A 26,283-nucleotide genomic window follows, 5' to 3' on the forward strand; every position below is an offset into this window, starting at 1 on the left:
CGAAATCACCCCTCCGAACAGGAAGTTCCATCATGGCTACCGTTCTCGTCCTCAACAGCAGCGCTTCGGGCGCCGATTCGGTCTCCAGGCAGCTGGTTCAGAGCACCGTCTCCCGGCTGCGTGCCCAGAACCCCGGTGTGCATGTCGTCGAGCGCGACCTCGACGCCAACCCCATCCCGCATCTGAATGCCGAGACCACTGCGGCCGTACGCGCCGGCATCACGGAGACCGCGGCGCAGCGCGAGGCGCTCGCCCTTTCCAATGCGCTGGTCGAGGAGCTGAAGGCCGCCGACACCATCGTCATCGGCGCGCCGATGTATAATTTCGGCATCCCGTCGACGCTGAAGAGCTGGTTCGACTACGTGCTGCGCGCCGGCGTCACCTTCCGTTACAGCGAAGCCGGCCCGGAAGGCCTGCTCAAGGGCAAGCGCGCCATCATCGTCGAGAGCCGCGGCGGCCTCTACAGCAGCGGCCCGGCCCAGGCGATGGACTCGCAGGAGCCGCATCTGCGCACCATGCTCGGCTTCGCCGGCATCACCGAGCTCACCTTCATTCGGGCCGAGAAGCTGGGTTATGGCGCCGAGGCGCGCGAGGAGGCGATCCGCAACGCCAACGCCGAACTCGCTCTCGTCGCCTGAGGACGTCGTTCGCAGAAAGCCCCGCATCGGTTGCCCGATGCGGGGCGTTCTGTCGTCTGCATCGTCCACTCCAAGCGCCGCCGAAGATGGCCTGACGGAAGCGCGGCGGCTCGGCGTAGCAACAGGATCAGTCGCCGCGACGCGCGGCGCGCGCCACGGCGGCGGCGACCCGCTCATGCCCTTGCGCCAAAACCGCCGTCGCCAGCCGGACATGCTCGGTCGGCTGTAGAGAGCACTTGCTGCCGGGCAGGACCGCGATGCCATGAGCAGCGAGCGTCACCAGCGCATATTGCTCGGATTCGACCGGAATCCAGATACACAGCCCATCCGTCTCCGGCATCGCGATGCCGTGTTCCGCCAAATGTCCCAGGAAGGTCCGCCGGCGCTCCGCATAGATCTGGCGCGCATTGGCGACGCTTTGCGTCGTCGCCGCATCGTCGAGCAGCCAGGCGGTGGCGGCCTGCAGCAACCGGCTCGTCCAGCCGGAGGAGAAGCTGCGATAGGACTGGATCTGGCGGATGACCTTGTCCGGGGCCGAAAGCACAGCGATCCGCAGGTCGGGGGCAAGCGATTTCGAGAAGGAGCGGATATGGACGACCCGCTCCGGCATGGTCGCGCCCAGGCTGATCGGCGGGTGGATGGAGACGTCGCCGACACCGTCATCCTCGATCACCAGGGTATCGCTGCCGGCTAGCACCGTCGCCAGTTCCTGCAGGCGTCGCGCACTGACATGCCGCCCGGTGACGGAATGGGTGCGCGGCTGGAACATGAAGGCAGCGGGGCGCCGCACCAGCGCCGCCGCGAGCTGGTCGGGCAGCGGCCCCTCCGCATCGCAGCCGATCGGCAGGAGCTCGGCACCGAGATCCTCGACGATATCGAGAAGGCGCATCGCCGTGGGATCCTCGATCGCGACACACGCGCCCGGCAGCACGGTCGCGTGCAGCACCGAATAGACCGCGTTGTAGCCGCCATTGGTGGCGAGGAAGGCATCGGGGGCATAGGGCCATTGCGGCAGCACCGCCTGCCGCAGCGCCGGCAGGATCGGCGTGCGCTCGTAGCTGTTGAGGTTCTCGGTTTCGGCCGCATGCGCCAGGGCCCCGCGCAGCGGCGGCAGCAGGCTGGCATCCGGGATGGCGAGCGAGAGGTCCAGGACATCGGGACCGAAATGGGCGACGCTGCCCATGCGGGCCGGGCGGGGCGTGGCGCTGTCGCCGCTGACCCAGGCGCCGCCGCGGCCGCGCCCCGAGACGATCTTCTGCCGCTTCAGCTCGCTCCAGGCCTCCGAAATCGTGCCGGGGCTGACGCCGAGCGCGAAGGCGAGGTCGCGCACGGTCGGCATCCGCGTGCCCACGGGCAGCGCACCCGAGCGGATCAGCGCGCTGACCTCCAGCGCGATCCCGCGTGCGGTGTGTTGCGTCACGCGGCTCGCCAGCCAGGTCGCGTCGGGTTCGGTGCTCATCGATTCTAAAATTAATGTTCAGGAACGTAATATCGATTGATCAGGCCAAGTGAACATTTAATCTGCCGGATATTCAAGGCTTGGAACGAGGTATGCGTTGAAACCTGTCATCCGGCTGGCCCTGCGGGACTGGGACTTCATCACGCCGCTGCTGCTCGGCGACGTCGCCTCCGACCAATTCGAGCTCAAGATCGAGCGGCTTGCGGCCCTGCCGGACGATTTCGCCAGCGATACCCGCTTCGACGCCTCCGAGATCTCGTTCAGCCGCTACACGACCGGGAAAGCGCGGGGCGAGACCGGCGTCTTCGGCATTCCGAACTTCATCATGCGCGGTTTCCGGCATCGCTGCGTCGTCACGGCGGCGAAGAGCCCGCTGACGCGCTTCGAGGATCTGCGCGGCAAGCGCATCGGCATCGCCGGCTGGCAGGATTCCGGCAACACCTGGACGCGCGCTGCGCTGGCCGAGGCCGGGATCGGCATCGAGGATGCGTTCTGGGCGGTCAGCCGCCTCGCGGCGGACCATCCGGTCACCGATCGCATCGGCCGTTATGCGCGGCCGGGCCGGATCGAGGCGCTGCCCGGCCAGCCGCCGCTGCTCGACCTGCTCGCCGCCGGCGAGATCGACGCCGTGTTGATGCCATTCATGCCCAACGGTTTCTTCGCGCCGGGCTCGGCATTCCGCGCCCTGCTGCCGGATGTCCGGGCGGCTGAGGTCGACTATTTCCGCAAGGTCGGCTTCGTGCCCGGCATGCACATCATCGGGCTCAAGCCGGAGCTTGTGGGGCGCGAGCCCTGGCTGCCGCAGGCACTCAGCGACCTGCTCGACGAGAGCCAGCGGGTCTGGCTGGAGAAGCGCCGCCGCTATGCCGACACCAGCCCATGGCTGATCGACGAGCTCGTGCGCAGCGGGCATGATCTCCCGGCCGAGTGGAATGCGAGCGGCCTCGGCCCGAACCGGGCGATGGTGGCGGCGTTCCTGGAACAGCTGCGGATCCAGGAACTCGCCGAGACCGACCTGACGCCGGAGACGCTGTTCCCGGCCGCCGGCGCCGGGGCCGAACAGGCTGCCTGAGCGCGAACCAATTTGAGAAATAACGAACAGGGGAATGTCGCCATGAAGACGATCGTGAAACTTGCCGGTGCCGTCGCGTTTTCCGTTGCGCTCATGCAGGGCGCGGCGCAGGCGCAGGATCAGTCGATCCAGATCCCGAAGCAGAAGGTCGACGAGGCCCTGCGCGCCAAGCTGCCGGAGACGATCCGCAGCGCCGGCAAGATGATCTCGGTCAACAACGGCTCTTTCCCTCCCTACGAGATCGTCACCGACGCCAACAAGATGATCGGCGCCAGCGCCGATCTCTCCGAGGCGCTCGGCGAACTTCTCGGCGTCAAGATCGAGCATGCCACGGTCAACGGCCTCGCCTCGTCATTGAGCGGCATCGCCGCCGGCCGCTTCCAGTTCGCGATGGGCCCGATCGGCGACTTCAAGTCGCGCCAGGAGGCGAACGACTTCGTCGACTATGTCCGCGAATACGTGGTCTTCGCCGTGCAGAAGGGCAATCCGAAGGCCATCAACAGCCTTGAGGACAGCTGCGGCAAGAAGGTCGCCGTGATGTCCGCCGGCTCGGCCGAGAAGGTCATCAAGGCACAGGCCGAAAAATGCGCTGCCGACGGCAAGCCGGCGCTGGAGGTGATGTCCTTCACCGATCAGCCGACCTCGATCCTCTCGGTGCGCTCGCGCCGGGCCGATGCGTTCTTCTCGTCGCAGGCGCCGCTGACCTACTTCGTCCAGCAGGCGAAGGGCGATCTCGAGCTGGCCGCGATCGGCAAGGCGAACGGCTTCCAGGATCTGTTCCAGGGCGCCGTCGTGCCCAAGGGCTCGCCGCTCGGCGAGGTTCTGGTCGGCGGCATCAAGGCGCTGAAGGCCAACGGCACCTATGCCGCGATCTTCAAGAAATGGGGGATCGAGAACAACATGATCGACGAACCCGGCATCAACCGGTCGGCGAACTGAGCCCGAGCACAGAATGAGCAACGCAACGCAGGCGACGGGCGAGCGCGAATTGGCGCTGCGCGACGTCGCCAAGGCGCACCGCCCGGTCGAGTGGGGACGCTGGCTGCTCTGGGCCTTCGTGCTCGCCGTCGCAGCCAACTTCGCCTGGATCGTCGCCTGGAATCCTAATTTCGGCTGGCCGGTGGTGGCACAATGGTTCACCGCGGAGTCGATCCTGCGCGGGCTCTCGGTGACGCTCGGGCTGACGGTCGTCGCCATGGTGATCGGCGTCGCCATCGGGCTGGCGCTGGCCATCGCCCGGTTGTCGGAGGACCGCTTGTTCAGCGGCGTCGCCGGTCTCTACATCTGGTTCTTCCGCGGCACGCCGCTGCTGGTGCAGCTCATCTTCTGGTACAATCTCTCGACGCTGTTCCCCGAGATCTCGATCGCCATCCCCTTCGGGCCGACGCTCGTCAGCTGGCACACCAATGACCTGATCACGCCGATGACGGCGGCGATCGCCGGGCTTTCGCTGAACGAGGCCGCCTATATGGCCGAAATCATCCGCGGCGGCCTGATCTCCGTCGACAAGGGGCAGGTCGAGGCGACCGACGCCTTCGGCATGACGCGGGGACGAGCGCTGCGCCGCGTCATCATCCCGCAGGCGATGCGCTCGATCGTGCCGCCCACCGGCAACCAGCTGATCAGCATGATCAAGGCGACCTCGCTGGTCAGCGTCATCGCCATGGCGGACCTGCTCTATTCGGTGCAGGCGGTCTACAACCGCACCTTCGAGGTCATCCCCATGCTGATGGTGGCGGTGATCTGGTATCTCGCGATCACCTCGGTGCTGAATATCGGCCAGGGCTTCATCGAGCGCTACTACGCCCGCGGCGAGCGCGGCGCGACGCAAGCCAAACCCGTCATCGCGGAGCCGACGCCATGAGCCGCGACGCTATCAAGGCCGGGGCCGCGCCGCTGGTCAGCGCCCGCAACGTCCACAAATCCTTCGGCGCGAACGAGGTGCTGAAGGGCATCGACCTCGATGTCGCGCCCGGAGAGGTTGTGGTGATCCTCGGACCGTCAGGCTCGGGCAAGTCGACCTTCCTTCGCTGCATCAACCATCTCGAGGCGATCGATCGCGGCTCGATCATGGTCACCGGCGAGCAGATCGGCTACCGGCTCTCCGGCGAGCGCCTGATCAAGCTGTCGAACCGGGCGATCGCGGCGCAGCGCCGCCAGATCGGCATGGTCTTCCAGCAGTTCAACCTCTACCCGCATATGACGGCGCTGGAGAACATCATCGAGGCGCCCGTCGGCGTCCACGGTCACAGCCGCAAGGAGGCGACCGACTACGCGATGGAGCTGCTCGGCCGCATCGGGCTGACCGAGAAGGCGCATGCCTATCCGCGCCAGCTCTCGGGCGGCCAGCAGCAGCGCGTCGCCATCGCGCGGGCGCTCGCCATCCGTCCGAAGCTGATGCTGTTCGACGAGCCGACCTCGGCGCTCGACCCCGAGCTCGTCGGCGAAGTGCTGGCGACGATGCGCGATCTCGCCAGACAGGGGCTGACGATGATCGTCGTCACCCATGAGATCGGCTTCGCGCGCGAGGCGGCCGACCGTGTCGTCTTCATGGATGGCGGAGTCGTCGTCGAACAGGGGCCGCCGGGCGAGGTGCTCGCCTCTCCCAAGCATAGCCGCACGCGCTTGTTCCTGAGCCGCTTCATTCGCGAAGCGGTTTGAGGCGTGACGCCATAAGAGCGCTGACGACAGCGCCAACGCCGGGAGAGATCGCCGACAAAAACCCTTCAGAGATCGTTTGAGAATTCCCCGAGCCCTCATCCTTCGAGACGCTGCTCACGCGGCTCCTCAGGATGAGGGCCGGAGTTTCCAGACGGTCTCTCAGGCGATTTGGAGCGATCAAGTATTGGCAGTATAAACGTACTGAGAATGCGGCGCGGTCGACGGGTCTGACGGAAGGATCACCTCTGTTTCTTGAGGAGTGTGTCCGATGGCATGCAGGGCCGTGATAGCCTTGTCCATACTAGCCGTATGGCCTCATTCAGCCATGGCGGCCGGCGACGCCGCCGCAGGCGAGAAGATCTTCCTGAGATGCCGGGCCTGTCACCAGATCGGCGAGACCGCGAGGAACGCCGTCGGGCCAAAGCTGAATGGCCTTTTCGGGCGCCACTCGGGCTCGATCGAGGGCTACAGCTATTCGCCCGCCAACAAGAACTCCGGTATCGTCTGGGACGAGCCGACGTTCCGGGATTACATCAAGGCGCCACAGGCCAAGATCCCAGGCACCAAGATGACGTTCCCGGGCCTCAAGTCCGACCAGGAAATCGACGACGTCGTCGCGTTCCTCAAGCAATTCGATGCTGACGGAAAGAAAAAATAGCCGCTTCGCCTCCCGGCCGCGGCTCCCGTCAAGCTGTTCTGCCGTGCGGCATCGATTGACAACTCCCGTGCGCGGGACGACAACATAACGATGACTTTTGGCCGGAGACTTGACTGCCTCGTGGCCCGGTCCGAAGTGTATGCACCCGCTGGCGGCGCGTGATCGCCGAGGCTGGCCGAGGGTTCGGCGATGACGAGCAGGAAGCACAAGGCTGAGCCTTCCACTCCGCTCGGCGGAGTTCGCGCCCGGCAGCTGCCTTGCTCCACCCCCGATCGTATCGGCCTCGTTCGTTTCGAGCAGAGGATCCGCCCGGCCGCGGGCTGCAGCGTTGTTTCGATGTTGAAGATGAGTTCGTCTGCCTAGCGCTGCGGCGCATTTTCCTGCGCCGAAGCGTTGCCTTGCTCCTGTTCCTCGCCGCCCTCGGCAAGGATGAAAAGGGATGGGTATCGCGGTCGTCCTGGCTCTGGTCGTGATCGGCTCGGTGGTCTTCCACTTCCTGAGTCCGTGGTGGTGGACGCCGATCGCCTCCAACTGGCGCTATATCGACGACACCATGATCATCACGTTCTGGATCACCGGCGCGGTCTTCACCGCGGTCGTGCTGTTCATGGCCTATTGCGTCTTCCGGTTCCGCCATCGCGAAGGCCGCCGCGCCGCCTACGAGCCGGAGAACAAGCGACTGGAATGGTGGCTCGCGATCGGCACGGGAATCGGCGTCGCGGCCATGCTGGCGCCCGGCCTCGTCGTCTGGCACCGGTTCGTCACGGTGCCGAAGGACGCTTCCGTCGTCGAGGTCGTCGGCCAGCAATGGCAATGGGCCTATCGGCTCCCGGGCGCGGACGGCCAGCTCGGCGCCACCGACATCGCCCAAGTCACGCCCGAGAACCCGCTCGGCATCGACCCGAAAGACCCGCACGGGCAGGACGACATCGTGATTCAGGGCGATCAACTCCACCTGCAGCTCGACAAGCCGGTCAAGCTGCTGCTGCGCTCGCTCGACGTGGTGCATGATTTCTACGTCCCGGAATTCCGGGCCAAGATGGACATGATCCCGGGCACCGTCACCTATTACTGGCTCACGCCGACACGCGCGGGCACCTTCGAGGCGCTGTGCTCCGAGCTGTGTAGCACCGGCCACACCTTCATGCGCGGCGGCGTCGTGGTCGAGCCCGAGAGCCAATACCGCGACTGGCTGCAGCAGCAGAAAACCTTCGCCCAACTCCAGAGCGCGGCGAGGACGCAGGCGAAAAACTAGGGATGAGACAGGGGCGAGCACCCGAACAGGGATTTCGTCCTGCGAAGAGTGGGAGATGGCCCGATGGTCGACGTGATGCACGGCGTTCCCGAACCGCTACCGGCGGCCGAGATCGAGGATGTCGAGCTCTATCATCCGCATAGCTGGATCACGAAATACGTGTTCTCCCAGGATGCCAAGGTCATCGCCATCCAGTATTCGAGCGTGGCGCTGGCGATCGGGCTGGTCGCGCTGGTCCTGTCCTGGCTGATGCGGCTGCAGCTCGGCTTCCCCGGCGCGCTCCCCTTCATCGACCCCGATCGCTACTACCAGCTCATCACCATGCACGGGATGATCATGGTGATCTATCTGCTGACCGCCCTCTTCCTCGGCGGCTTCGGCAACTATCTCATCCCGCTGATGCTCGGCGCGCGGGACATGGTGTTCCCCTATGTGAACATGCTGAGTTTCTGGATCTATTTCCTCGCCGTGCTCGTGCTCCTCGGCGGCTTCTTCCTGCCGGGCGGCCCGACCGGAGCCGGATGGACCCTCTACCCACCGCAGGCGATCCTCGCCAACACGCCCGGCCAGCAATGGGGCATCACCGTGATGCTGTCATCGCTGATCCTCTTCATCATCGGTTTCACCATGGGTGGGCTGAACTACGTCGTGACGGTGCTGCAAGGGCGCGCCCGGGGTATGACGCTGATGCGCATGCCATTGACGATCTGGGGCATCTTCACGGCGACCGTCATGGCGCTGCTCGCCTTCCCCGCGCTCTTCGTCGGCGCCGTGATGATGCTGCTCGACCGGCTGATCGGCACCAGCTTCTTCATGCCGGCCATCATCGCGATGGGCGAGCCGCTGGCTTACAAGGGCGGCAGCCCACTCCTGTTCCAGCACCTGTTCTGGTTCTTCGGGCACCCGGAGGTCTACATCGTGGCGCTGCCGGCGTTCGGCATCGTCTCCGACCTGATCAGCACCCACGCGCGCAAGAACATCTTCGGCTACCGCATGATGGTCTGGGCGCTGATCGCGATCGGCGCGCTCAGCTTCGTCGTCTGGGCGCACCATATGTATGTCAGCGGCATGTATCCCGCCTTCGGGTTCTTCTTCGCCACCACGACGCTGATCATCGCGATCCCCACCGCGATCAAGGTCTACAACTGGGTGCTGACCCTCTGGCAGGGCGATATCCACTTCACCGTCCCGATGCTGTTCGCGCTCGGCTTCATCGTCACCTTCGTGAATGGCGGGCTCACCGGCCTGTTCCTCGGCAATGTCGTCGTCGACGTGCCGCTCTCCGACACGATGTTCGTCGTGGCCCATTTCCATATGGTGATGGGCGTCGCGCCGATCCTCGTGATCTTCGGGGCGATCTACCATTGGTATCCCAAGGTCACGGGGCGCATGCTCGACGATCGGCTCGGAAAGCTCCATTTCTGGGTCACCTTCCTCGGTGCCTATCTGATCTTCTTCCCGATGCACTACATAGGATTGATGGGCGTGCCGCGGCGCTATCACGAGATCGGCGGGATAGCCCTCGTTCCGTCGTCGGCGGCAACGCTGAACGAATTCATCACGGTCGTCGCGCTGATCGTCGGCGCCACCCAGCTCGTCTTCCTGTTCAATCTCATCTGGAGCCTCCGGCACGGCCGGCCCGCCGGCGGCAACCCCTGGCGCGCGACCACGCTGGAATGGCAGACGCCGCAGACGCCGCCCGCCCATGGCAACTGGGGCAAGACCCTGCCCGTGGTCTACCGCTGGCCCTATGACTACAGCGTGCCCGGTGCGGCGGAGGATTTCCTGCCGCAGAACCAGCCGCCGGATCCGCGGGCCGCGTGAGGAGATGTCGCCATGGGCGTGGTCCTCAGCTTCATCGTCGTCGTGGCAGCCTTCGCCGGCTGGTGGCTCTCGCGTCAACGCCTGACGGCAAAGCCCTGGCTCGAGGTCGGCGTGATCGGCGACGCGGCCGAGCCGACCTCGCCCATGACGGCGAAGCTCGGCCTCGGCACCTTCCTCGTCGTCGCCAGCTCGCTCTTCGCGCTTCTCATCAGCGCCTATTCGATGCGCATGAGCATGGCGGATTGGCGCGCGCTGCCGATGCCGACCGTGCTCTGGTTCAGCACCGGGCTGCTGATCCTGGCGAGCATCGCCCTGCACATGGCGGTGGTCGCCGCGCGTTGCGACGAGCCGGGCCCGCTCCGCTCCAGCCTTCTCGCCGCGGGCATCTGCTCGCTCGCCTTCCTCTCGACGCAGGCACTGGCATGGCGTGAGCTTGTCGTCTCCGGCTATTTCGCCGCGACCAACCCCGCCAGCGCCTTCTTCTATCTGGTCACAGCCATTCACGGAGCGCATGTGCTCGGCGGGCTCGGCGCGCTTGGCCGAACCTCCGTCAGCGCCTTCGCTACGCCGAAGGACCTCGCACCGAAGATTCCGCGTGAGCTGACCCTCAGCGTCGAGCTCTGCGCCATCTATTGGCATTTCCTGCTGCTGGTCTGGCTCGTCCTGTTCAGCCTGCTGATGCGCTGGACCGACGACCTCATCGAGATCTGCCGGGGATTGCTGACCTAGAGCCTGGCCTCATGAGCTCCCATCGAGGAGGGGCCGATGAATGAGATTGCGCCGACTGCCGTAAACACGGACATCGCCCGCCCCACCGGCTGGCGCGGTATCGCGGCTGACTGGTCGTCCGATCAGCGGGCCTTCAAGAACGTCTCCTGGGGGAAGGCCATGATGTGGATCTTCCTCCTCAGCGACACGTTCATCTTCGGCACCTTCCTCATCTCCTACATGACGGTCCGAATATCGACGGTGGTGCCCTGGCCCAATCCGAGCGAGGTCTTCGCGCTCGAGATCGGCGGCCACCACCTTCCCTTGATCCTGATCGCGATCATGACCTTCGTCCTGATCAGCAGCAGCGGCACGATGGCGATGGCGGTCAATTTCGGCTATCGCCGCGACCGCAGGAAGACGGCGAGCCTGATGCTCGCGACCGCTCTGCTCGGCGCGACCTTCGTCGGCATGCAGGCCTTCGAATGGACGAAGCTTATCCGGGAAGGCGTGCGCCCATGGGGAAATCCCTGGGGCGCCGACCAGTTCGGTTCCAGCTTCTTCATGATCACCGGCTTCCACGGCACTCATGTCACGATCGGCGTGATCTTCCTCCTCATCATCGCCCGCAAAGTCTGGCGCGGCGATTTCGACCAGGGGCGGCACGGCTTCTTCACGAGCCGGAAGGGTCGCTACGAGATCGTCGAGATCACCGGCCTCTACTGGCACTTCGTCGATCTCGTCTGGGTTTTCATCTTCGCGCTGTTCTATCTCTGGTGAGGTGGCGACATGGCACAGCCCGCAGCTCATAACGACGCGCAACAGCACCCGATCAGGCTCTACCTCGTGGTCTGGGTCTGGCTGTTCATCCTCAGCACCTGCTCCTACCTGGTCGATTATTTCGGCCTCGTCGGCTACCTGCGCTGGTCGTTGATCCTGCTCTTCATGATGTTGAAAGCCGGCCTGATCGTCGCGGTCTTCATGCATATGGCCTGGGAGCGGCTGGCGCTGACCTATGCGATCCTCACCCCGCCGCTGGCGCTCATCGTCTTCGTCGGCATCATGATGTTCGAGTCGCACTACACGCTCTTCAGCCGGCTGACCTTCTTCGCGGCCGGCTCGTGAGGCGAAGCTTCCGAACCCGGCCTGGATGTCTCTACCGCTGGAACACCTCCGGATAGGCAAAGAGACCGGGCGCACCGCCCGTGTGCCAGAAAACGACGGTCTCGTCAGGGCCGATGGCGCCGGTTCTGACAAGTGAAAGAAGTCCAGCCATCGCCTTTCCGGTATAGACCGGATCGAGGAGAATGCCTTCGGTGCGGGCAACCAGCTGGACGGCCTCGATCATCTCGGCGGTGGGCTGGCCATATCCCGGCCCCACCCGGGAATCATCGATCTCAAGAGCGGACATGGCGTCCCTCCGGCGATCCTCCAGACCGTAGATCTCCTGAACCAGCCCGGAGACGATGGCCCGCGCCTGCTCGGATGAGCGAGAGACGCTGATGCCGTGCACGCGCCAGGGCAACCCGGCCTGCTCCACGCCGGCGAGAATGCCGGCATGGGTGCCGCCGCTTCCCGTCGGCAGAAGGATGCGGTCGATGCGGCAGCCTTCATCCTTCGCCTGGGCGGCCAACTCCAGAAGCGCATCGCGATAGGCAAGGCTTCCCAGCGCATTCGAACCGCCGACCGGGATGAAGTACGGCCTCCGTCCTTGCGCCGCCAGCCCCGCCATCGCCTCCTCAGCGGTCGCGGCACCGTCCTCGCTCGCGGCGAGGAGGCGAATCTCCGCGCCAAAGATCCCGTCGAGCAACCAATTCCCGTTGGTTCGATAGGCTTCGCCGCGATTTGCGACCGAGTCGGTCAACAGCAGCAAGCAGCCGAGGCCCTGCCGTGCCGCCGCCGCCGCGGTCTGGCGGGCGTGATTCGACTGGATCGCGCCCATGGTCACCAGCATGTCGGCGCCGTGTTTCAGAGCATCGGCCACCAGATACTCAAGCTTGCGGGCCTTGTTTCCGCCGCCGGCAAAGCCGGTGCAGTCGTCACGCTTGATCCAGATCGACGGAGCCCGGCCATTGTCGCCGAGCGCGCTCGCAAGGCGCGGCAATCGCTCGAAGGGCGTCGGCAGCATCGCGAGCCGGATTGTGTCGTGGCGATTCATTCGAGCAAGCTCCCGGTATCTGGACGGCATCGGCGATACCATACTGCCGGAATGGAGATTGGCTGGGTCCGCTGCCGCATGCCGGATGCGCGCCTTCGACGCAGCGGCATGCCCAAGGCGACACGTCAAACATCTGCGTGCTTCGCCAGGCCTCCCCTTTTTCGTCTTCTACCCCACCAGCGATCGCGCGATATACCGGCATCACCGGTAAACAGGGTGCCGGAGGCGAGATATCCATCGCAGCGGTCGATAGGGCAAATATCGATCGCGAACGATGAGAAGCAGCGGCACGCCGACGCGATGCGAATGAATGACCTTGCCGCCTCGGTCTCCGCCCTTCTGCAAAATCCTGCATTGCCGAAGCGGCGGGGATCGGTTATCCAGCCTTCACGGTTTGCGCCCGTAGCTCAGCTGGATAGAGCGTTGCCCTCCGAAGGCAAAGGTCACACGTTCGAATCGTGTCGGGCGCGCCAGTATTTTCCGGCCTTTTCCAGCATTGCCAGCGTGTGACTTTCATCGATTTGGGACAGTTTTGGGACAAGTCGCTTCTTCAGCGGATGTCTCATGCCGCGATGCGCAGGGCAAAACGATGGGCGGCATCCAGCAGCTCGCCATGCGGCACGACCGCTGAAACCAGCCCAATAGTCTTGGCTTCGTGCGCCGCTACCGCCTCGCCGGTGAGGGCCATCTCACAGGCTTTGGCGAAACCCACGATTCGCGGCAGCAACCAAGCTCCGCCATCTCCCGGGATCAGGCCGAGTCTGACGAAGTTCTCGGCGAAGCTTGCCTTTTCGGAGGCGATGCGAAGGTCGCACATTAATGTCAGGTCGCAGCCCGCTCCAATCGCCGGCCCGTTGACCGCCGCGATGACAGGGATTTCGAGTGCTTCGAGCGCCAGGGGCAGCTTCTGGCTTCCGCTGCGATAATTGCGTCGCGTTCGCACCGGCAGCCGATCGTTAAGGCCGCCGCCGCTGCGCATCTTCTTGAGGTTGCCACCGGAAGAGAAGGCCGTGCCGGCTCCGGTCAGGATGGCGACACGGGCAGCCGGATCGGCCTGGAGCCTGTCGAAGGCGGCAAGCAGCGCTGTGACTATATCTTCGTCCGAGATCGGATTACGGAGCTCGGGCCTGTTCAGGGTCAGAGTGACGATTCCCTGACGAGCATCCTGGTAGAGAACCCCGCTTCTGTCATTTTGCGCCACGCTGAACTGCTGAAAATGAGTGAAGGAAAGATCGTCAGCCCGCCATCATCTTGCGCGGCAGCCAGAGGATGATCTCGGGCCACGCGACCAGGACCGCGATGATGACGATGTGGGCGATGAAGTGCGGCAGCGAGCCGCGGAAGATCTCCTGTACCGGCCGCCCCGAATAACGCGCCACGACGAAGCAGTTGAGCCCGATCGGAGGCGTTATCATCCCGACCTCAGCCGTGACGATCTTGATGATGCCGAACCAGAGCGGATCGAAGCCGAGCACCTTGATCAGCGGCAGCACGATCGGCACGGTCAGGACCAGGATGGCGATCTGGTCCATGAACATCCCGAGGACGATGTACCCGCACAGGATGATCGCGATGATCAGCCAGCGCGAGACCTCTAGCGCGCCCACCCAGCCGACAAGCGTCTGCGTGACCTGGGTCAGCGTGAAGAAATAGCCGAAAATCTGGGCACCGAGCAGGATCATCACGATCATGCAGGTGCCGTTCGCGGAACGGCGCAGGACGCGCACCAGTGCCGGCAGCGTGACCTTGCCGTACCAAGCCGCAATGGCAAGAGCGCCGGCGGCGCCGAGTGCCGAAGCCTCGGTCGGCGTGGCGATGCCGGTATAAATGACGCCGGTCACCGCTCCGAACAGGACGACCATCGGGCCGACGACCCTGAGCCAGGCGATCTTCTCGCGCCAGGGGACGGGTTTTGCCGGCGGGGCGCGGGAGGGGTCGAGCAACACCAGCACGTAGACCGTCGCCATGATCGTGAGCATGACGAGGATGCCGGGTATGATGCCGCCGATCAGCAGCGCACCGATATTGACCTCGGCGAGCAGCCCGAAGATCACGAGCGCGACGCTGGGCGGGATCAGCATCGCGAGCGTGCCGGAGATCGCGACGACGCCGCCGGCCATCGCCGGCTCGTAGCCCTGCTTGAGCATGGCTGGCAGGCTCGTTGCCGACAGCGTGGCTGCCGACGCCGTGCTCGTCCCGCAGATGGCGCCGAAGCCGGCGCCGGCGAGCGCCGTCGCCATAGCGAGGCCGCCGCGCACCCGCCCCATCCACGCTGCCGTCGCGCGGAAGAGATCGTCCGCGACGCCGCTGAGGAGTACGAGTTCCGCCATCAGCAGGAACATCGGGATGGTGATGAGCTCGTAGGCTCCGACGGTTGAAAGCGGCGCCGTCTCGAGGATGCCCGCGAGCATCGACATGCCGCCGACCAGCCAGAGGCCGAGGACGCCCGATGCGATCATGGCGAAGCCGACAGGCGTGCCGATGGCGAGCAGGAGGAACAGCACGCCCAGTCCAATGGCGACGATCATTCGAAATGTTCTCCCTCGCCATGCCCGATCCTGACCGGCACGACGTCACGCCCCGTGACGAGGCTGAGCAGCTGGGCGATGAACTGGACTGCGAGCCGCAGCGTCATGAGCCCGCAACCGAGCGGCACCAGCGCCAGCGAAGGCCAGGTCGGCCAGGGTATGGCGCCCGACAGCACATCGCGGGATGCATAGGCATCGATCGTCCTCAGCGCGCCGAAATAGGTGATGAACGCGAAGACGAGCGCGCCGATCGCCGTGGTGAGGAGTTCGGTCAGCCGGATCGCAGGCGGCGGAAAGCTCTGCTGCAGGATGTCGACATTGACGTGCGCTCCCTCGGTATAGGCGGCCGACAGCGAGAGGAAGAAGACCGCGGCGACGAGATAGAGCGAGATCAGATCATAGGCCCAGGACAGCGGGCTATGGAGGAAATAGCGCATGATCACGTCGCAGAAGACGATCAGCATGATCACGAACATCGCGGCGGCGGACAGCCAGCCGAGCACATCCTCGATGGCGGACAGCGCGCGCAGGATCGGCTTCATCTGAACTCCTTTCGGTGAAGGCGGACGGTGTGGGCTTCTCCGCACCGTGCGCGGCGGGTCAGCCGCCGGCCTGCTTCTTCAGAAGGGCCCGGAACTCTCTGAGCACCTCGCTGCCCTTCTTGCCGCGCCCATCGAGACCCCGGGCCCATTCGTCGCCGACGGCGCTGAGCTTGCCAGCGATGCCGGTATGCATCGCTGCCGGCAGCGGGGCGAAGGTGACGCCGGATGTCTTCAGCTTCTGCCGGGTCTCGTCGTCCTGGCGGTCGACCTCGGCGCAGGCGCTCTTGTTGACCGCGTCCGCTGCCTCGGCCATGGCCTTCTGGGTCTCGGGCGCGAGCTTGTTCCAGGCCGCGTCGCTGATCGAATAGGCCACGATGAAGCTGCCGAAATTCTCGCCTTCGGTCGAATACTTCACCAGCTTGTCGACGTTGTAGGAGATCACGCTGTCGAGCGGGAACAGAACGCCATCGAGCGTGCCGCGGGAGAGCGACTCGTAGGTGTCGGGCGCGGCCATGCGTACCGGCGTCGCACCGATGCTGCGCAGGGTCAGATCCTGCGCACCGCCCGTCGTGCGCAGCTTCAGACCTTTCAGGTCCGCATCGGATGCCACAGGCGCCTTCACCGTCAGGATCTGATAAGGCGGCAAGGCGACGGCGAGCAGCAGCTTGATCTTGTTGGGCGCGTAGTCCTCGGCCGCGACGAGCCCTTTGCGTGCCGTTTCCAGATAGGCTTTCGTGCCCTCGCACGCCGTGGTGAAGCCGCCCGGCAGCATCGCGACCTCGGAGGCGACCATCTTGTCGGAGACATAGGCCGGCGCGACATAGCCGATATCGACGACACCGGTCTGGGTCAGCTTCAGCATGTCGGCCGCCTTGCCGATCTGCTGGCTCGGGAAATAGTCGAAAGTGATGCCTCCGTTCGTGCGCTTGGTGACCTCAGCCATCCAGGGCTGAATGATCAGCTTCACGAGGTAATGACCGGCGGGGAAGGAATCCGCCACGCGCAGCTTGCGGGTTTCCGCCTTGGCGGAAGCGCTCAGCACGCCGAGCGCGGTCGCGGCAACGCACGCCGCCGTCAGGGACCTGTTCATGTTTTTTTTCCTCCGTCTCGAATGGAAGGCGCGTTGCAGCCGCGCTCTTGAGGTGGGTGGGTTCAATCGGCCTGCCGGCGCAGCTCCGTCTTCAGGATCTTGCCGTAGGAGTTCTTCGGCAGGGCGTCGAAGAAGCGGTAGTGCTTGGGCTTCTTGAAGCGAGCAATGTGTGCCCCGCATAGGGCGTCCAGCTCCGCAGTGGCGACGGAGGCGCCTTCATGCAGGCTGAGCGCCGCAACGACCTCCTCGCCCCAATCCGGGTGCCGGCGCCCGAAGACCGCGACTTCCGCGACGGCCGGGTGCAGGAGCAGCACCTCCTCGACCTCGCGCGGATAGATGTTCACGCCGCCGGAGATGATCACGTCCTTGGAACGGTCCTTCAGCGTCAGCAGGCCATGCTCGTCGAGCGAACCGAGATCTCCGGTATGGAGCCAGCCGTCGCGCAGCGCCGCCGCGGTCGCCTCCGGATTGTTCCAGTATCCGCTCATGACGCTGTCGCCGCGGACCAGCACCTCGCCGATCTCGCCCGCAGGCAGGGTCGCGCCGTCGCCGCCGGCGACCCGCAGAGAGACGATGGCCTGTGCGTAGCCGACGGAGCCGAGCCGGTGATCGAGCATACCGTCGCCCACATCCTCGTGGAGGCTGCGCGGCAGCACCGTGATTGTCATCGGGCTTTCGCCCTGCCCGTAGATCTGGACGAGGCGCTGGCCGAAGACCTCGAGCGCATGCCGGCTGTCCTCCACATACATCGGACCGCCGCCATAGATGATCGTCTTCAGGCCCGCATGCTCGGCATCACCGATGACGCCGGCACTCATCAGGCGGGTCACGATCGTCGGCGCGGCGAAGAAGGCGCAGCCCCGATGGCTGCGCAGCAACGACGCGAGTTCGGCCGGGTCGAACCGGCCGCTCTCGGGTACCACCTGGGCGGCCATGCCGGCGACATGCGGCAGGGCATAGAGGCCCGAGCCATGCGAGAGCGGCGCCGGGTGCAGGATGCAGTCTCCCGGTGAAACCGTATCCACCTCCGCTAGATAGCCCAGCGTCATCGCCCGCAGGTTGCGGTGGGTCAATACCGCCCCTTTCGAGCGCCCTGTCGTGCCGCTGGTGTAAAACAGCCAGGCCGGATCTCCGGCGGCGACATCGCGCTCGGCTGCTTCATCCGACTGCGCGAGCGCGCGATGATCCCGGCTGCCAATGGCGACGACCGGGGGCTGGCGCTGCTGTATGAAGTCCAGCGCTTCCGAAACCGTGCCGGCGAGATCCGCAGTGACGAAGACGAGGGCCGCAGCAGAATCGTCGAGGATATGCGCGATCTCCCTGGCATGGAGCTTCGCGTTCACCGGCACGCAGACGAGCCCGGCTCGCCAGCAGGCGAAGAGCAGCGCCAGATAGTCCGGGCAGTTGCGCATGACCAGCGCGACCCGGTCTCCGGGCCTCAGGCCGTGATTTTCGACGAGCCCTCCCGCGAGCCGTGCCGCCAGCGAGCCCCATGCCGCATAGCTCCAGACCGGCGCGGTGCCGTCGAAGACGGCGATGCGCCCGGGTGTCAGCTTGGCGGCGCGGCCGAGGAGAGATGCGATGTTCATGCGTCATTGCCCCAGATAGGCCGCGCGAACCTGAGGATCGGCCAGCAGCTCGGCCGCTTCTCCGCGCAGTACGATCTCGCCCTGGCGCAACACATAGCCGTCGTCGACCGAGCGCAGGCTGAGCTGGACGTTCTGCTCGACCAGAAGCAGGCTGAGCCCCTCCCGGGTGAGCGTGCTCAGGACCTCGAAGATCTCCGCGACGACCTTGGGGGCGAGGCCGATCGAGGGTTCGTCGAGGACGAGCAGGCGCGGCCGCGTCATCAGCGCCCGGCCGATCGCGACCATCTGCTGCTCGCCGCCGGAGAGTGTGCCGGTGCGCTGGCTGGAGCGTTCGCGCAGGCGCGGGAACAGCCCGTAGACCCGATCGAGCCCCTGTTCGCGATGTTCCTTCGCATGTCCGAAGGTGCTGGCGGCGACGAGGTTCTCCTTCACCGTGCAGTCGGGGAACAGCATCCGCCCCTCCGGCACGGTGCCGATGCCGGCCCGCGTCCGGTCGGACGCCTTCATCGTGCCGAGGACGCCGTCGTCCCAGGCGATCGTTCCGGCGCGCGTGGGCAGCAGGCCGTTGATCGCCTTGACGATCGTGCTTTTCCCGGCGCCGTTGGAGCCGATCAGCGCGACGCGCCGGCCGCTTTCGATGGTCAGGTCGATGCCGCGGATGACATTGGCCTTGCCGTATCCGGCGGCGACGCCTTGCAGGACGAGGCGACTCACGACACGGCGCTCCCGAGATAAGCTTCCTGCACCTGGACATCGGCCAGCACCGCGCGGGTGGCGCCGCTGGCGAGCATCTCGCCGAAATTGAGCACGATCGCGTTTCCGCAGAGCTCGCTGATGATCGGCACGGAATGCTCGACCATCATGATGGTGATCCCCTCCGCGTTGATCCGCCGGATCTGTTCGCAGAGCGCGGCCGCCTCCGTCGCGGTGAGGCCCGCCAGCATTTCGTCGAGCAGCAGCAGGCGCGGTTCCGTTGCGACGGCGCGCGCGATCTCGAGACGACGCATCTCGGCGACACTGAGCCGCTCGGCGTCGAGATCGGCCAGATGCGTCATGCCGACCCGCGCCAGCGCGAGCCGCGCGTGCTGTTCGGCGGCGGCGGATGCCTGGTGGCGAGCGAAGGCGGCGACCTTGACGTTCTCCAGAACGGTCATGCCGTGGAAGGGGCGCACGATCTGGAACGTCCGGGCGAGGCCGAGCCGGCAGATCTCGTGCGAGCGCAGGCCGTCGATGCGACGCCCGTCGAGATGCACCGTGCCGGCGGACAGCGGGAGCAGGCCCGACAGGCAGTTGAACAGGGTCGTCTTGCCGGCGCCGTTCGGCCCGATGATGCCGAAGATCTCGCCGGGCATCACTGCGAAGCTGACATCGGACACCGCCTTCAGCCCGCCGAACGACTTGCCGAGCCCGGTGACGGCAAGCAATGGCTGCTGGGCGCTCACGATGCGCCCTCCATGGCGAGCGAATCCCCTGCGGAGCCGCGCTTCCTTGGAAGGACTCGCCGGAGCCGCGCGTTCAGCACACCTCCGAGCCCCTGCGGCAGCACCAGCGCCAGCACGATCATCAGCAGTGCATAGGCGACGATGTTGACGCCATGGAAGCTGGAGCCGAGATAGGTCCGGAGCAGCTCGCCGGCCGGGATCAGCAGGGCGGCGCCGAGCAACGGCCCCCAGAGCAGGCCGAGGCCGCCGATGATGCCGAAGACCAAGAGCTGGATCGAGAGTTCGACGCCGAGCGTCGAGCGCGGATCGACGAAGGCGAAGGTGTTGGCGAAGATTGCGCCGCCCAGCGCGGTCAGCGCGGCGCTGAGTGCGAAGACCAGCAGCTTGTAACGCATCGCCGGCACGCCGAGCGCTTCGGCCGCTCCTTCGTTGTCGCGCAAGGCACGCCAGTAATAGCCTGGCCGGGCCGTCAGGAATGCCTGGGAGAGGAAAAGCGTCACGGCGAGAAAGGTGACGACGATCAGTCCATAGGGCCACTTGTGATCGAATTGCAGATAGCGCAGCGTTTCGGATGAAGAGGGCAGCATCATGCCGTCCGACCGGCCGAGCCAGAGCGTGGCCGAGACGAGCAGGAACGCCACCTCGCTGAAGGCGAGCGTGGCGATCGAGAAGAAATAGCCCCGCAATCCGTAGCGGAAGCAGAGCAGGCCAATGAAGAGCGCGCTCGCGACCGCCAGCAGCACGCCGATGGGCCAGGTCGCGAGCGGTCCGAGCCCGAAGCCGACCTGGCCAAAGGCGACGGTGTAGGCACCGATGCCGAAAAACAGCGAATGACCGAGCGAGACCAGACCGGTGAAGCCCGCCATCAGATTCCAGGCGACCGCTACGGTGCCGATCAGCCCGACCATGATGAAGATTTCCATGAAATACGGGTCGGTGAGGCTGACGCCGAACCCGGCGATCGCAAGCAGCGTCGGCACCAGCGCCGGAAGGAAGCGGCGGAGCATCAGCGCGACCCTCCGGCCGGGACGAGGCCTTCCGGCCGCAGCAGCATGACCAGAATCAACAGCGCGAAGGGCACGGCGGCTGCGACCGACGCCGTCAGCCAGGACGCGGCGATACTCTCGGCGATGCCGACCAGCAGCGCTCCGATCAGGACGCCGCCGAAGGAGCCCATGCCGCCGACGATGACGATGACGAAGGCCTTCAGCGTGAAGAGCTGGCCGACATGCGGATTGACGTAGAGCGCCGAGACCATCAGCGGTCCGGCTACGCCGAGCGTGCCGAGGCCGATCGCCATCGCCCAGCGATAGGTGCCGCCGATATCGATGCCGGATAGCGCGGCGCCGTCGCGCGACTGCGAGACGACGCGCATAATCAGGCCGAGATCAGTCTTGCGCAGGACGACGTAGAACAGTCCGAGCAGGGTGACGGAGGCGAGCGCGGCGATCGCCTGCGGCATCTGGATCAGCACGGGGCCGAGCCAGATGCTCGCGGTGGACCGCTCCTGCGTCACCAGCAGGTTGTCGGCCTTGAAGACGACGAGCGCGAGGTATTGCAACAACAGCGACAGGCCGAGCGTGACCGCCATCTGATTGATTTCCGGCACCTTGAGCGCAGGGCGGATCAGGCCGCCGAAAAGCAGATAGCCCATCAGCATCAACACCGGAGCGACCAGGAAGACGGCCAGGATCGGGTCGATCCCCAGGAAGGTGAAGGCGAGGTAGCCGCCATACATGGCGAGCATCAGGAACTCGCCATGGGCGAAGTTGACGATGCGCATGACCCCGAAGACCAGCGTCAACCCCACGGCGACGAGCGCATAGATCGCCCCGTTCGTGAGCCCGCTGAGCAGGGCCTGGAGAAATATGGTCGTCGACATGCGGCTCCTCATGCGCCGCGCGATCGCCTTGTGGCACTGGCGCGGCGGCTTGTGACGGGTCGGCCGGTCAGCCCTTGATGGGTTCTGGCGGACGGACGGCGACGGCTTCGGGCCAGACGGTAACGAACTTGCCGTCGATGGCCTGGACGATGACGCAGGTAGCCGGCGACTGCCCCTGCTCGTCGAAGGAGAGAACGGGGGCCGGCAGCACCGCGGCGGGCCCGTCCGTGATCTTCAGCGTGGTCAGTGCTTCGCGAATCGCGTTGCGGTCGGTCGATTTGGCGGCATCTGCGGCGAGTGCCAGCGCGTAGGTCGCGACAAAGGCCTGGGCCTGGTTGCTGAGCGGCGTCTCACCCGGATGAGCTTCTGCGAAGGCCTTGACGAAGGCCAGGCTCGCGGGCTTGTTCAGGTCGGGCGACCATTCGACGACGCCGAAGGTCCGGTCGCTCGGCTTGCCGGCGGCAAGCACCGTCTGGTTCACATGCGCGCCGCCGAAGCCGACATAGAGCGGCCGGAAATTCTGGGCCGCCAGGGCGCGCAGTAATACCGTCGAATCCTCGGCATAGGCGCAGGTCAGCAGCCCTTCGGCCCCACTGGTGCGCAGCTTGGTGGCGATGGTGCTGAAATCGGGAGTGCCGGTGCGGAAGGTCTCGTCCGTCAGGATCGGATAACCGCGTCCGGGCATGACCGAGGTGTAGTTGCTGCGCACCGCCTGGCCGGCGGGCCCGTCTTCGGTTGCGAGCGCGATCTTGCCGACCGAAATACCCTTCGATTTCTGGTAGTCGAGGAAATCGGCGATATAGCCGCCGAACCATTTCGCCTTCACCGCCGTCCGGAAGACGTATTTCATGCCCTGTTCGGTCAAGGCGTCATTGACCGCGCTGGTGATCATGAAGGGCGTGCGGTTGCGCTCGGCGATCTGCGCGGCGGGAATGGTCGTCGCCGAGGCCCAGGCGCCGGTCAGCGCGCTCACCCGTTCGCGGCTGATCAACCGCTCCGCCTCGGCCCGCGAGACCTCGGGCTTCGACTGGATGTCGGTGACCAGCAGCTCGACCTTGGCGCCTCCGAGCGATTTCAGGCCGCCCGCGTCGTTGATCATCTTGGCGGCGAGCTGATGCGCCTTGAGCATGCGGATGCCGTCCGAGGCGTGAACGCCGGTGGTGGGCACCAGCACGCCGATCTTCAGCGCGTCCGTCGCGGCATGGCCGCGGGACGGAATGATGGCCGGCATGGCTATCGCCGCCCCCATCAGCAGCGTCTGCCTGCGGTCGATTCCTGATTTCGTCATGGTTGCCTTCCCTCCCTGATGAATGCGGCGACGGATTCTTCCGCCCGTTGCCGTTCTGGTTGTTCAGCTCATGGGCACAGCACCGCACGGCCGACGAAGCGGCCCTCGCGAAGACCGATCAGAGCCTCGTTGGCGTTCTCGAGCGGCAGCCGCGTCACCGGAATCGGTGAAATCTTGCCGGCGCGGGCCAGCGCGAGGAGCTCGCGTAGTTCGGCGAGGTTGCCGACCAGGCTGCCCTGTATGCGGGCGGCCTTCATCGGGATGAGCGGCAGCGACCAGGGTGCCGTGCCTCCGAACAACCCCACGATCACCATCGTCCCGCCCTTGGCGAGGGCATCGAAACCCAGCGCGGCCGATGTCTCGTTCCCGACGAGGTCGATCACGGACTGGGCGGAGCCACCGACGGCCTCGGCGATCTGTGCCAGGGCATCGGGCGAGGCGCCGTCGATGGCCGCGAGCGCTCCCGCTTCCAGGGCCGAGCGCCGCTTGGCAGGGTCTAGATCGACGAGAACGGCGCCGACGCCGCCGAGGGCGCGCAGGATCTGGATGCACATCATCCCCAGGCCGCCGGCGCCAATCACCAGGACGGGCTGGCGCTCGATCTGGTCGCCGAGCTTTCTGAGTGCGCTGTAGGTGGTGACGCCGGAACAGGCGAGCGGAGCCACCTGCGCAGGGTCCAGATCGCCGATTGGCAGGAGATAGCGGGCATCCGGCACGCGCAAATATTCGGCATAGCCGCCGTCGCGGTGGACACCGAGATAGCCGGCCTTGGCGCAGTAGTTCTCGAAACCGTCCCGGCAAGTCTGGCACTGACCGCAGCCGATCCAGGGATAGGCCAGGCATCGTTCGCCCAGCACGACGCCCTCGGCGTCCGGCCCGAGAGCGACAACCTCTCCGACCGTCTCGTGGCCCATGGTGATCGGCAGTGCCACGCCGCGGTCTCGGAGCGAGAGCTTGCGCCCGGAGCCGAGATCGTAGCCGCCTTCCCAGAGATGGATGTCGCTGTGGCAGACGCCTGCCGCCTTGACCCGGATGACGATCTCGCGACCAGTCGGGACCGGCTGGGGCTTCTCGCCGGCGGCGAGCGGAGCGCCGAACTCTTCGATGCAGAAGAAGCGCATGCTGTCCCCCTTGCGCTCAGCGGGCCGTGAAGCCGCCGTCGACCGGCAGGGCCACGCCGCTGACGAAGGACGCGTCGTCGGATGCCAGCCAGAGCGCGGCATGGGCGATCTCGTCCGGGCGGCAGAGCCGTCCGAGGGGCACGGCTGCGAGCAGCTTCTTCTCGTTCGCGGCCGCCTCGGCCGGATCGCCCGAGCGGCTGGTGAAGTTGAACGCCATCGGCGTATCGGTGAGGCCCGGGCAGATCACGTTCACGCGGACCTTGTCGGGTGCGAATGTCTGCGACAGCGACTTGGTCAACCCGACGACGGCGAACTTGGCCGCCGAATAGACCGGGCTGAACATCGAGCCGACGAGCCCCGAGACCGACGCCGTGAAGATCAGCGAGCCGCCTCCGCGCTTGCGCATGTGCTTGATGACCTCGCCGGCGGCGAGCGCTGCCGAATCGATGTTCAGCGCCATTGCCCGGTCATAGGCCGACAGATCGAGGTCCTCGATACCGGCGGGGCCGGGAATGCCGGCATGCGCCCACATGACGTCGATGCCGCCAAGGCGCGCCGCCGCCTCGTGAACGGAGGAGCGCATCACCTCCTGTCGGGAGAGGTCCGCCTGCAGCGTCTCGACGTTTTGGCCTCTCGCCTTCGCTTCCGTGGCGAGGCGCGCCAGGGCCTCGGCGTCGACGTCGATCGCGACGACCTTGGCGCCTTCGCGCAGGAACAGCTCGACCCCGGCCTTCCCCATCCCCGATGCCGCCGCGGTGATGACGGCAAGCTTGCCCGCAAGACGCATGGTCGTTTCCTCCGGCTGTTCTATTGTGCGTAGGCATCCGGGAACTGGCCGGTCGTGCTGACGACCGTGGTCCGCGTTTCCAGGAAGTTGTCGAGCGCTTCGAGCCCGTTCTCGCGCCCCCAGCCGCTGCCCTTGAAGCCGCCATAGGGCGTCGACCAGCGGATGTAGCGGTAGGTGTTGACCCAGACGATGCCGGCCTGGATGCGCGCGGAGACGCGGTGCGCCCGCCCGACATCGCTGGTCCAGAGGCCGGCGGTCAGCCCATAGGTCGTGTCGTTGGCGATCTCGACCGCCTCTTCCTCGCCGGAGAAGGGGATGAGCGAGGCGACGGGTCCGAAGATTTCCTCGCGGGCGATCCGCATGTCGTTGGCGACATTGGCGAAGACCGTCGGGGCGACGAAGAAGCCTTTCGCCAGCGCGCCGTCGGACAGCCGCTTGCCGCCGGCAACTAGCTCGGCCCCCTCGGACTTGCCGATGTCGATATAGGACAGTGTCTTGTCGAGTTGCTCGACATGGGCCTGCGGGCCCATATGCGTGGTCTCCTCGAGCGGCATGCCGACGCGGACCTTCGTGGCGCGCTCGGCGAAGGCGCCGACGACTCGGTCGTAGATCGGTCGCTCCACGAGCACGCGCGAGCCGAGCGCGCAACTCTGGCCGCAGACCGCCCAAGCCGATGATGTCGCCGCGTTGACGGCCTGCTCGACATCAGCATCGGCGAAGATGATATGAGGCGCCTTGCCGCCGAGCTCGAAGGAGAAGCGCTTCAGATTCTCGGCGCCGTTGCGCAGGATCGTCTTGGCCGTGCGGCCCTCGCCGGTGAAAGCGATCTTGTCGACGCCCGGATGGGCGACGAGATGGGCGCCGGCATCGTGCCCATTGCCCGGTACGACATTGAAGACGCCCGGCGGGAAGCCGGCTTTCTCGATCAGCCCCGCGAGCTCCAAGGCCGTGACAGGTGTTTGCTCGGCCGGCTTCAGCACGATGGTGCAGCCGGCGGCGAGAGCCGGCGCGACCTTCCAGGTCGTCGTCAGCATCGGCGCGTTCCAAGGCGTGATCGCACCGACCACGCCGACCGGTACGCGGGTGGTGAAGCAATGCACCGAGTCGTCCATCGGAATGGTGCGGCCGGAAATCTTGTCGGCGAGCGACGCGAACCACTGGTACCAGTGGTGGTGTGCGCCGACATCGCTGCGCGCTTCGCGGATGGCGCGGCCGGAATCCCGCGATTCCAGCACCGCCATCTCGCCGGCGAAGTCGCGGTAGAGGTCGGCTAGGCGCCGCAGCAGTGCCGCGCGTTCCCAGCCGGGCATGCGGCGCCACGGCCCCTCGAAGGCTTCGCGCGCCGCCGCGACGGCGCGATCGATATCGCACGGTCCGCCGAACGCGACCTCGGCCCAGGGCAGCCCCGTCGCCGGATCGATGCTTTCGACGAGCCCGCCATCCAGCGGCGCGACCCATTCCCCGCCGATGAAGAGGCGATCGTAGCGGCGCAGGGAACCCTCCTGCGTATGCGGGCGCAGTCCGGAGTTCAACGCGACGGTCACGAGCGCCTCCTGTTCATGGGCTTGACGAATATGTACA

Annotated in this window: 26 protein-coding genes and 1 tRNA gene; 12 read left to right on the forward strand and 15 right to left on the reverse strand. The window is 65.9% G+C overall.

Annotation, left to right across the window (positions count from 1 at the left end):
• Window positions 1-32 precede the first annotated feature (32 nt).
• Complete coding sequence (locus tag AB4Z16_RS02175; protein ID WP_441509675.1) at window positions 33-638, forward strand: FMN-dependent NADH-azoreductase; 606 nt, start codon at window positions 33-35, stop codon at window positions 636-638.
• A 127-nt stretch (window positions 639-765) separates the two neighbouring features.
• Here the strand turns inward: AB4Z16_RS02175 and AB4Z16_RS02180 are convergent, their stop codons facing one another.
• A complete protein-coding gene (locus tag AB4Z16_RS02180; RefSeq protein WP_441509676.1) occupies window positions 766-2,097 on the reverse strand; it encodes an aminotransferase-like domain-containing protein in 1,332 nt (443 codons plus the stop codon).
• A 97-nt stretch (window positions 2,098-2,194) separates the two neighbouring features.
• On the opposite strand from AB4Z16_RS02180, the gene AB4Z16_RS02185 reads away from it, so the two are divergent.
• From AB4Z16_RS02185 to AB4Z16_RS02230, 10 genes are all read left to right on the forward strand, one after another.
• Window positions 2,195-3,169 carry a substrate-binding domain-containing protein gene (locus AB4Z16_RS02185; RefSeq protein ID WP_441509677.1) on the forward strand — a complete coding sequence of 325 codons (975 nt, stop codon included), beginning with the start codon at window positions 2,195-2,197 and terminating at the stop codon, window positions 3,167-3,169.
• Between the two features lie 93 nt (window positions 3,170-3,262).
• Complete coding sequence (locus AB4Z16_RS02190) at window positions 3,263-4,108, forward strand: ABC transporter substrate-binding protein (RefSeq protein WP_441510108.1); 846 nt, start codon at window positions 3,263-3,265, stop codon at window positions 4,106-4,108.
• A 13-nt stretch (window positions 4,109-4,121) separates the two neighbouring features.
• Complete coding sequence (locus AB4Z16_RS02195; protein WP_441509678.1) at window positions 4,122-5,033, forward strand: amino acid ABC transporter permease; 912 nt, start codon at window positions 4,122-4,124, stop codon at window positions 5,031-5,033.
• Window positions 5,030-5,830 (forward strand): amino acid ABC transporter ATP-binding protein, encoded by an 801-nt coding sequence (locus tag AB4Z16_RS02200; protein ID WP_441509679.1) that lies wholly within the window; start codon window positions 5,030-5,032, stop codon window positions 5,828-5,830. The genes AB4Z16_RS02195 and AB4Z16_RS02200 overlap by 4 nt, the downstream gene beginning before the upstream one ends.
• Window positions 5,831-6,155: 325 nt before the next feature.
• Window positions 6,156-6,488: a c-type cytochrome gene (locus AB4Z16_RS02205; protein WP_441509680.1), complete on the forward strand. Its 333-nt coding sequence runs from the start codon at window positions 6,156-6,158 to the stop codon at window positions 6,486-6,488.
• A 439-nt stretch (window positions 6,489-6,927) separates the two neighbouring features.
• Window positions 6,928-7,743: a cytochrome c oxidase subunit II gene (locus AB4Z16_RS02210; protein ID WP_441509681.1), complete on the forward strand. Its 816-nt coding sequence runs from the start codon at window positions 6,928-6,930 to the stop codon at window positions 7,741-7,743.
• A gap of 63 nt (window positions 7,744-7,806) precedes the next feature.
• Complete coding sequence (locus AB4Z16_RS02215) at window positions 7,807-9,567, forward strand: cbb3-type cytochrome c oxidase subunit I (RefSeq protein WP_441509682.1); 1,761 nt, start codon at window positions 7,807-7,809, stop codon at window positions 9,565-9,567.
• Window positions 9,568-9,579: 12 nt separating this feature from the next.
• The gene (locus AB4Z16_RS02220; protein ID WP_441509683.1) at window positions 9,580-10,296 is read left to right on the forward strand and encodes a cytochrome c oxidase subunit 3; all 717 of its coding nucleotides are present in this window, start codon (window positions 9,580-9,582) and stop codon (window positions 10,294-10,296) included.
• A 36-nt stretch (window positions 10,297-10,332) separates the two neighbouring features.
• Complete coding sequence (locus AB4Z16_RS02225; RefSeq protein WP_441509684.1) at window positions 10,333-11,055, forward strand: heme-copper oxidase subunit III family protein; 723 nt, start codon at window positions 10,333-10,335, stop codon at window positions 11,053-11,055.
• A 9-nt stretch (window positions 11,056-11,064) separates the two neighbouring features.
• Window positions 11,065-11,400, forward strand: a complete 336-nt coding sequence (locus tag AB4Z16_RS02230; protein WP_441509685.1) for a cytochrome C oxidase subunit IV family protein — start codon at window positions 11,065-11,067, stop codon at window positions 11,398-11,400.
• Window positions 11,401-11,431: 31 nt separating this feature from the next.
• Here AB4Z16_RS02230 and AB4Z16_RS02235 read toward each other — a convergent pair whose 3' ends face one another.
• Window positions 11,432-12,433, reverse strand: coding sequence for a D-cysteine desulfhydrase family protein (locus AB4Z16_RS02235; protein WP_441509686.1), 1,002 nt, complete (start codon window positions 12,431-12,433; stop codon window positions 11,432-11,434).
• Between the two features lie 396 nt (window positions 12,434-12,829).
• Here AB4Z16_RS02235 and AB4Z16_RS02240 point away from each other — a divergent pair.
• Window positions 12,830-12,906, forward strand: a tRNA-Arg gene (locus tag AB4Z16_RS02240).
• A gap of 89 nt (window positions 12,907-12,995) precedes the next feature.
• On the opposite strand, the gene AB4Z16_RS02245 is transcribed toward AB4Z16_RS02240, so the two are convergent.
• The 13 genes from AB4Z16_RS02245 to AB4Z16_RS02305 form a co-directional block, all read right to left on the reverse strand.
• Complete coding sequence (locus AB4Z16_RS02245; RefSeq protein WP_441509687.1) at window positions 12,996-13,634, reverse strand: enoyl-CoA hydratase-related protein; 639 nt, start codon at window positions 13,632-13,634, stop codon at window positions 12,996-12,998.
• Between the two features lie 34 nt (window positions 13,635-13,668).
• A complete protein-coding gene (locus AB4Z16_RS02250; protein ID WP_441509688.1) occupies window positions 13,669-14,961 on the reverse strand; it encodes a TRAP transporter large permease in 1,293 nt (430 codons plus the stop codon).
• A complete protein-coding gene (locus AB4Z16_RS02255) occupies window positions 14,958-15,503 on the reverse strand; it encodes a TRAP transporter small permease (protein ID WP_441509689.1) in 546 nt (181 codons plus the stop codon). Before AB4Z16_RS02255 ends, AB4Z16_RS02250 begins: the two co-directional genes overlap by 4 nt.
• 58 nt (window positions 15,504-15,561) lie before the next feature.
• Window positions 15,562-16,593, reverse strand: a complete 1,032-nt coding sequence (locus AB4Z16_RS02260) for a TRAP transporter substrate-binding protein (RefSeq protein ID WP_441509690.1) — start codon at window positions 16,591-16,593, stop codon at window positions 15,562-15,564.
• A 62-nt stretch (window positions 16,594-16,655) separates the two neighbouring features.
• The gene (locus tag AB4Z16_RS02265; protein ID WP_441509691.1) at window positions 16,656-18,182 is read right to left on the reverse strand and encodes an AMP-binding protein; all 1,527 of its coding nucleotides are present in this window, start codon (window positions 18,180-18,182) and stop codon (window positions 16,656-16,658) included.
• Between the two features lie 3 nt (window positions 18,183-18,185).
• The gene (locus AB4Z16_RS02270; protein ID WP_441509692.1) at window positions 18,186-18,896 is read right to left on the reverse strand and encodes an ABC transporter ATP-binding protein; all 711 of its coding nucleotides are present in this window, start codon (window positions 18,894-18,896) and stop codon (window positions 18,186-18,188) included.
• Entirely contained in the window at window positions 18,893-19,624 is a 732-nt protein-coding gene (locus AB4Z16_RS02275; RefSeq protein WP_441509693.1) for an ABC transporter ATP-binding protein, read from the reverse strand. Before AB4Z16_RS02275 ends, AB4Z16_RS02270 begins: the two co-directional genes overlap by 4 nt.
• Window positions 19,621-20,631 carry a branched-chain amino acid ABC transporter permease gene (locus AB4Z16_RS02280; RefSeq protein ID WP_441509694.1) on the reverse strand — a complete coding sequence of 337 codons (1,011 nt, stop codon included), beginning with the start codon at window positions 20,629-20,631 and terminating at the stop codon, window positions 19,621-19,623. The genes AB4Z16_RS02275 and AB4Z16_RS02280 overlap by 4 nt, the downstream gene beginning before the upstream one ends.
• The gene (locus tag AB4Z16_RS02285; RefSeq protein WP_441509695.1) at window positions 20,631-21,506 is read right to left on the reverse strand and encodes a branched-chain amino acid ABC transporter permease; all 876 of its coding nucleotides are present in this window, start codon (window positions 21,504-21,506) and stop codon (window positions 20,631-20,633) included. Before AB4Z16_RS02285 ends, AB4Z16_RS02280 begins: the two co-directional genes overlap by 1 nt.
• A 67-nt stretch (window positions 21,507-21,573) precedes the next feature.
• Entirely contained in the window at window positions 21,574-22,794 is a 1,221-nt protein-coding gene (locus tag AB4Z16_RS02290) for an ABC transporter substrate-binding protein (RefSeq protein ID WP_441509696.1), read from the reverse strand.
• A gap of 68 nt (window positions 22,795-22,862) precedes the next feature.
• Window positions 22,863-23,915, reverse strand: a complete 1,053-nt coding sequence (locus AB4Z16_RS02295; protein WP_441509697.1) for an alcohol dehydrogenase — start codon at window positions 23,913-23,915, stop codon at window positions 22,863-22,865.
• A gap of 16 nt (window positions 23,916-23,931) precedes the next feature.
• Entirely contained in the window at window positions 23,932-24,702 is a 771-nt protein-coding gene (locus AB4Z16_RS02300; RefSeq protein ID WP_441509698.1) for an SDR family NAD(P)-dependent oxidoreductase, read from the reverse strand.
• Window positions 24,703-24,722: 20 nt separating this feature from the next.
• Window positions 24,723-26,246 carry an aldehyde dehydrogenase gene (locus tag AB4Z16_RS02305; RefSeq protein ID WP_441509699.1) on the reverse strand — a complete coding sequence of 508 codons (1,524 nt, stop codon included), beginning with the start codon at window positions 26,244-26,246 and terminating at the stop codon, window positions 24,723-24,725.
• Between the last annotated feature and the right edge of the window lie 37 nt (window positions 26,247-26,283).

The organism is Allobosea sp. TAF32, from assembly GCF_052113585.1.
Lineage (GTDB): Bacteria > Pseudomonadota > Alphaproteobacteria > Rhizobiales > Beijerinckiaceae > Allobosea.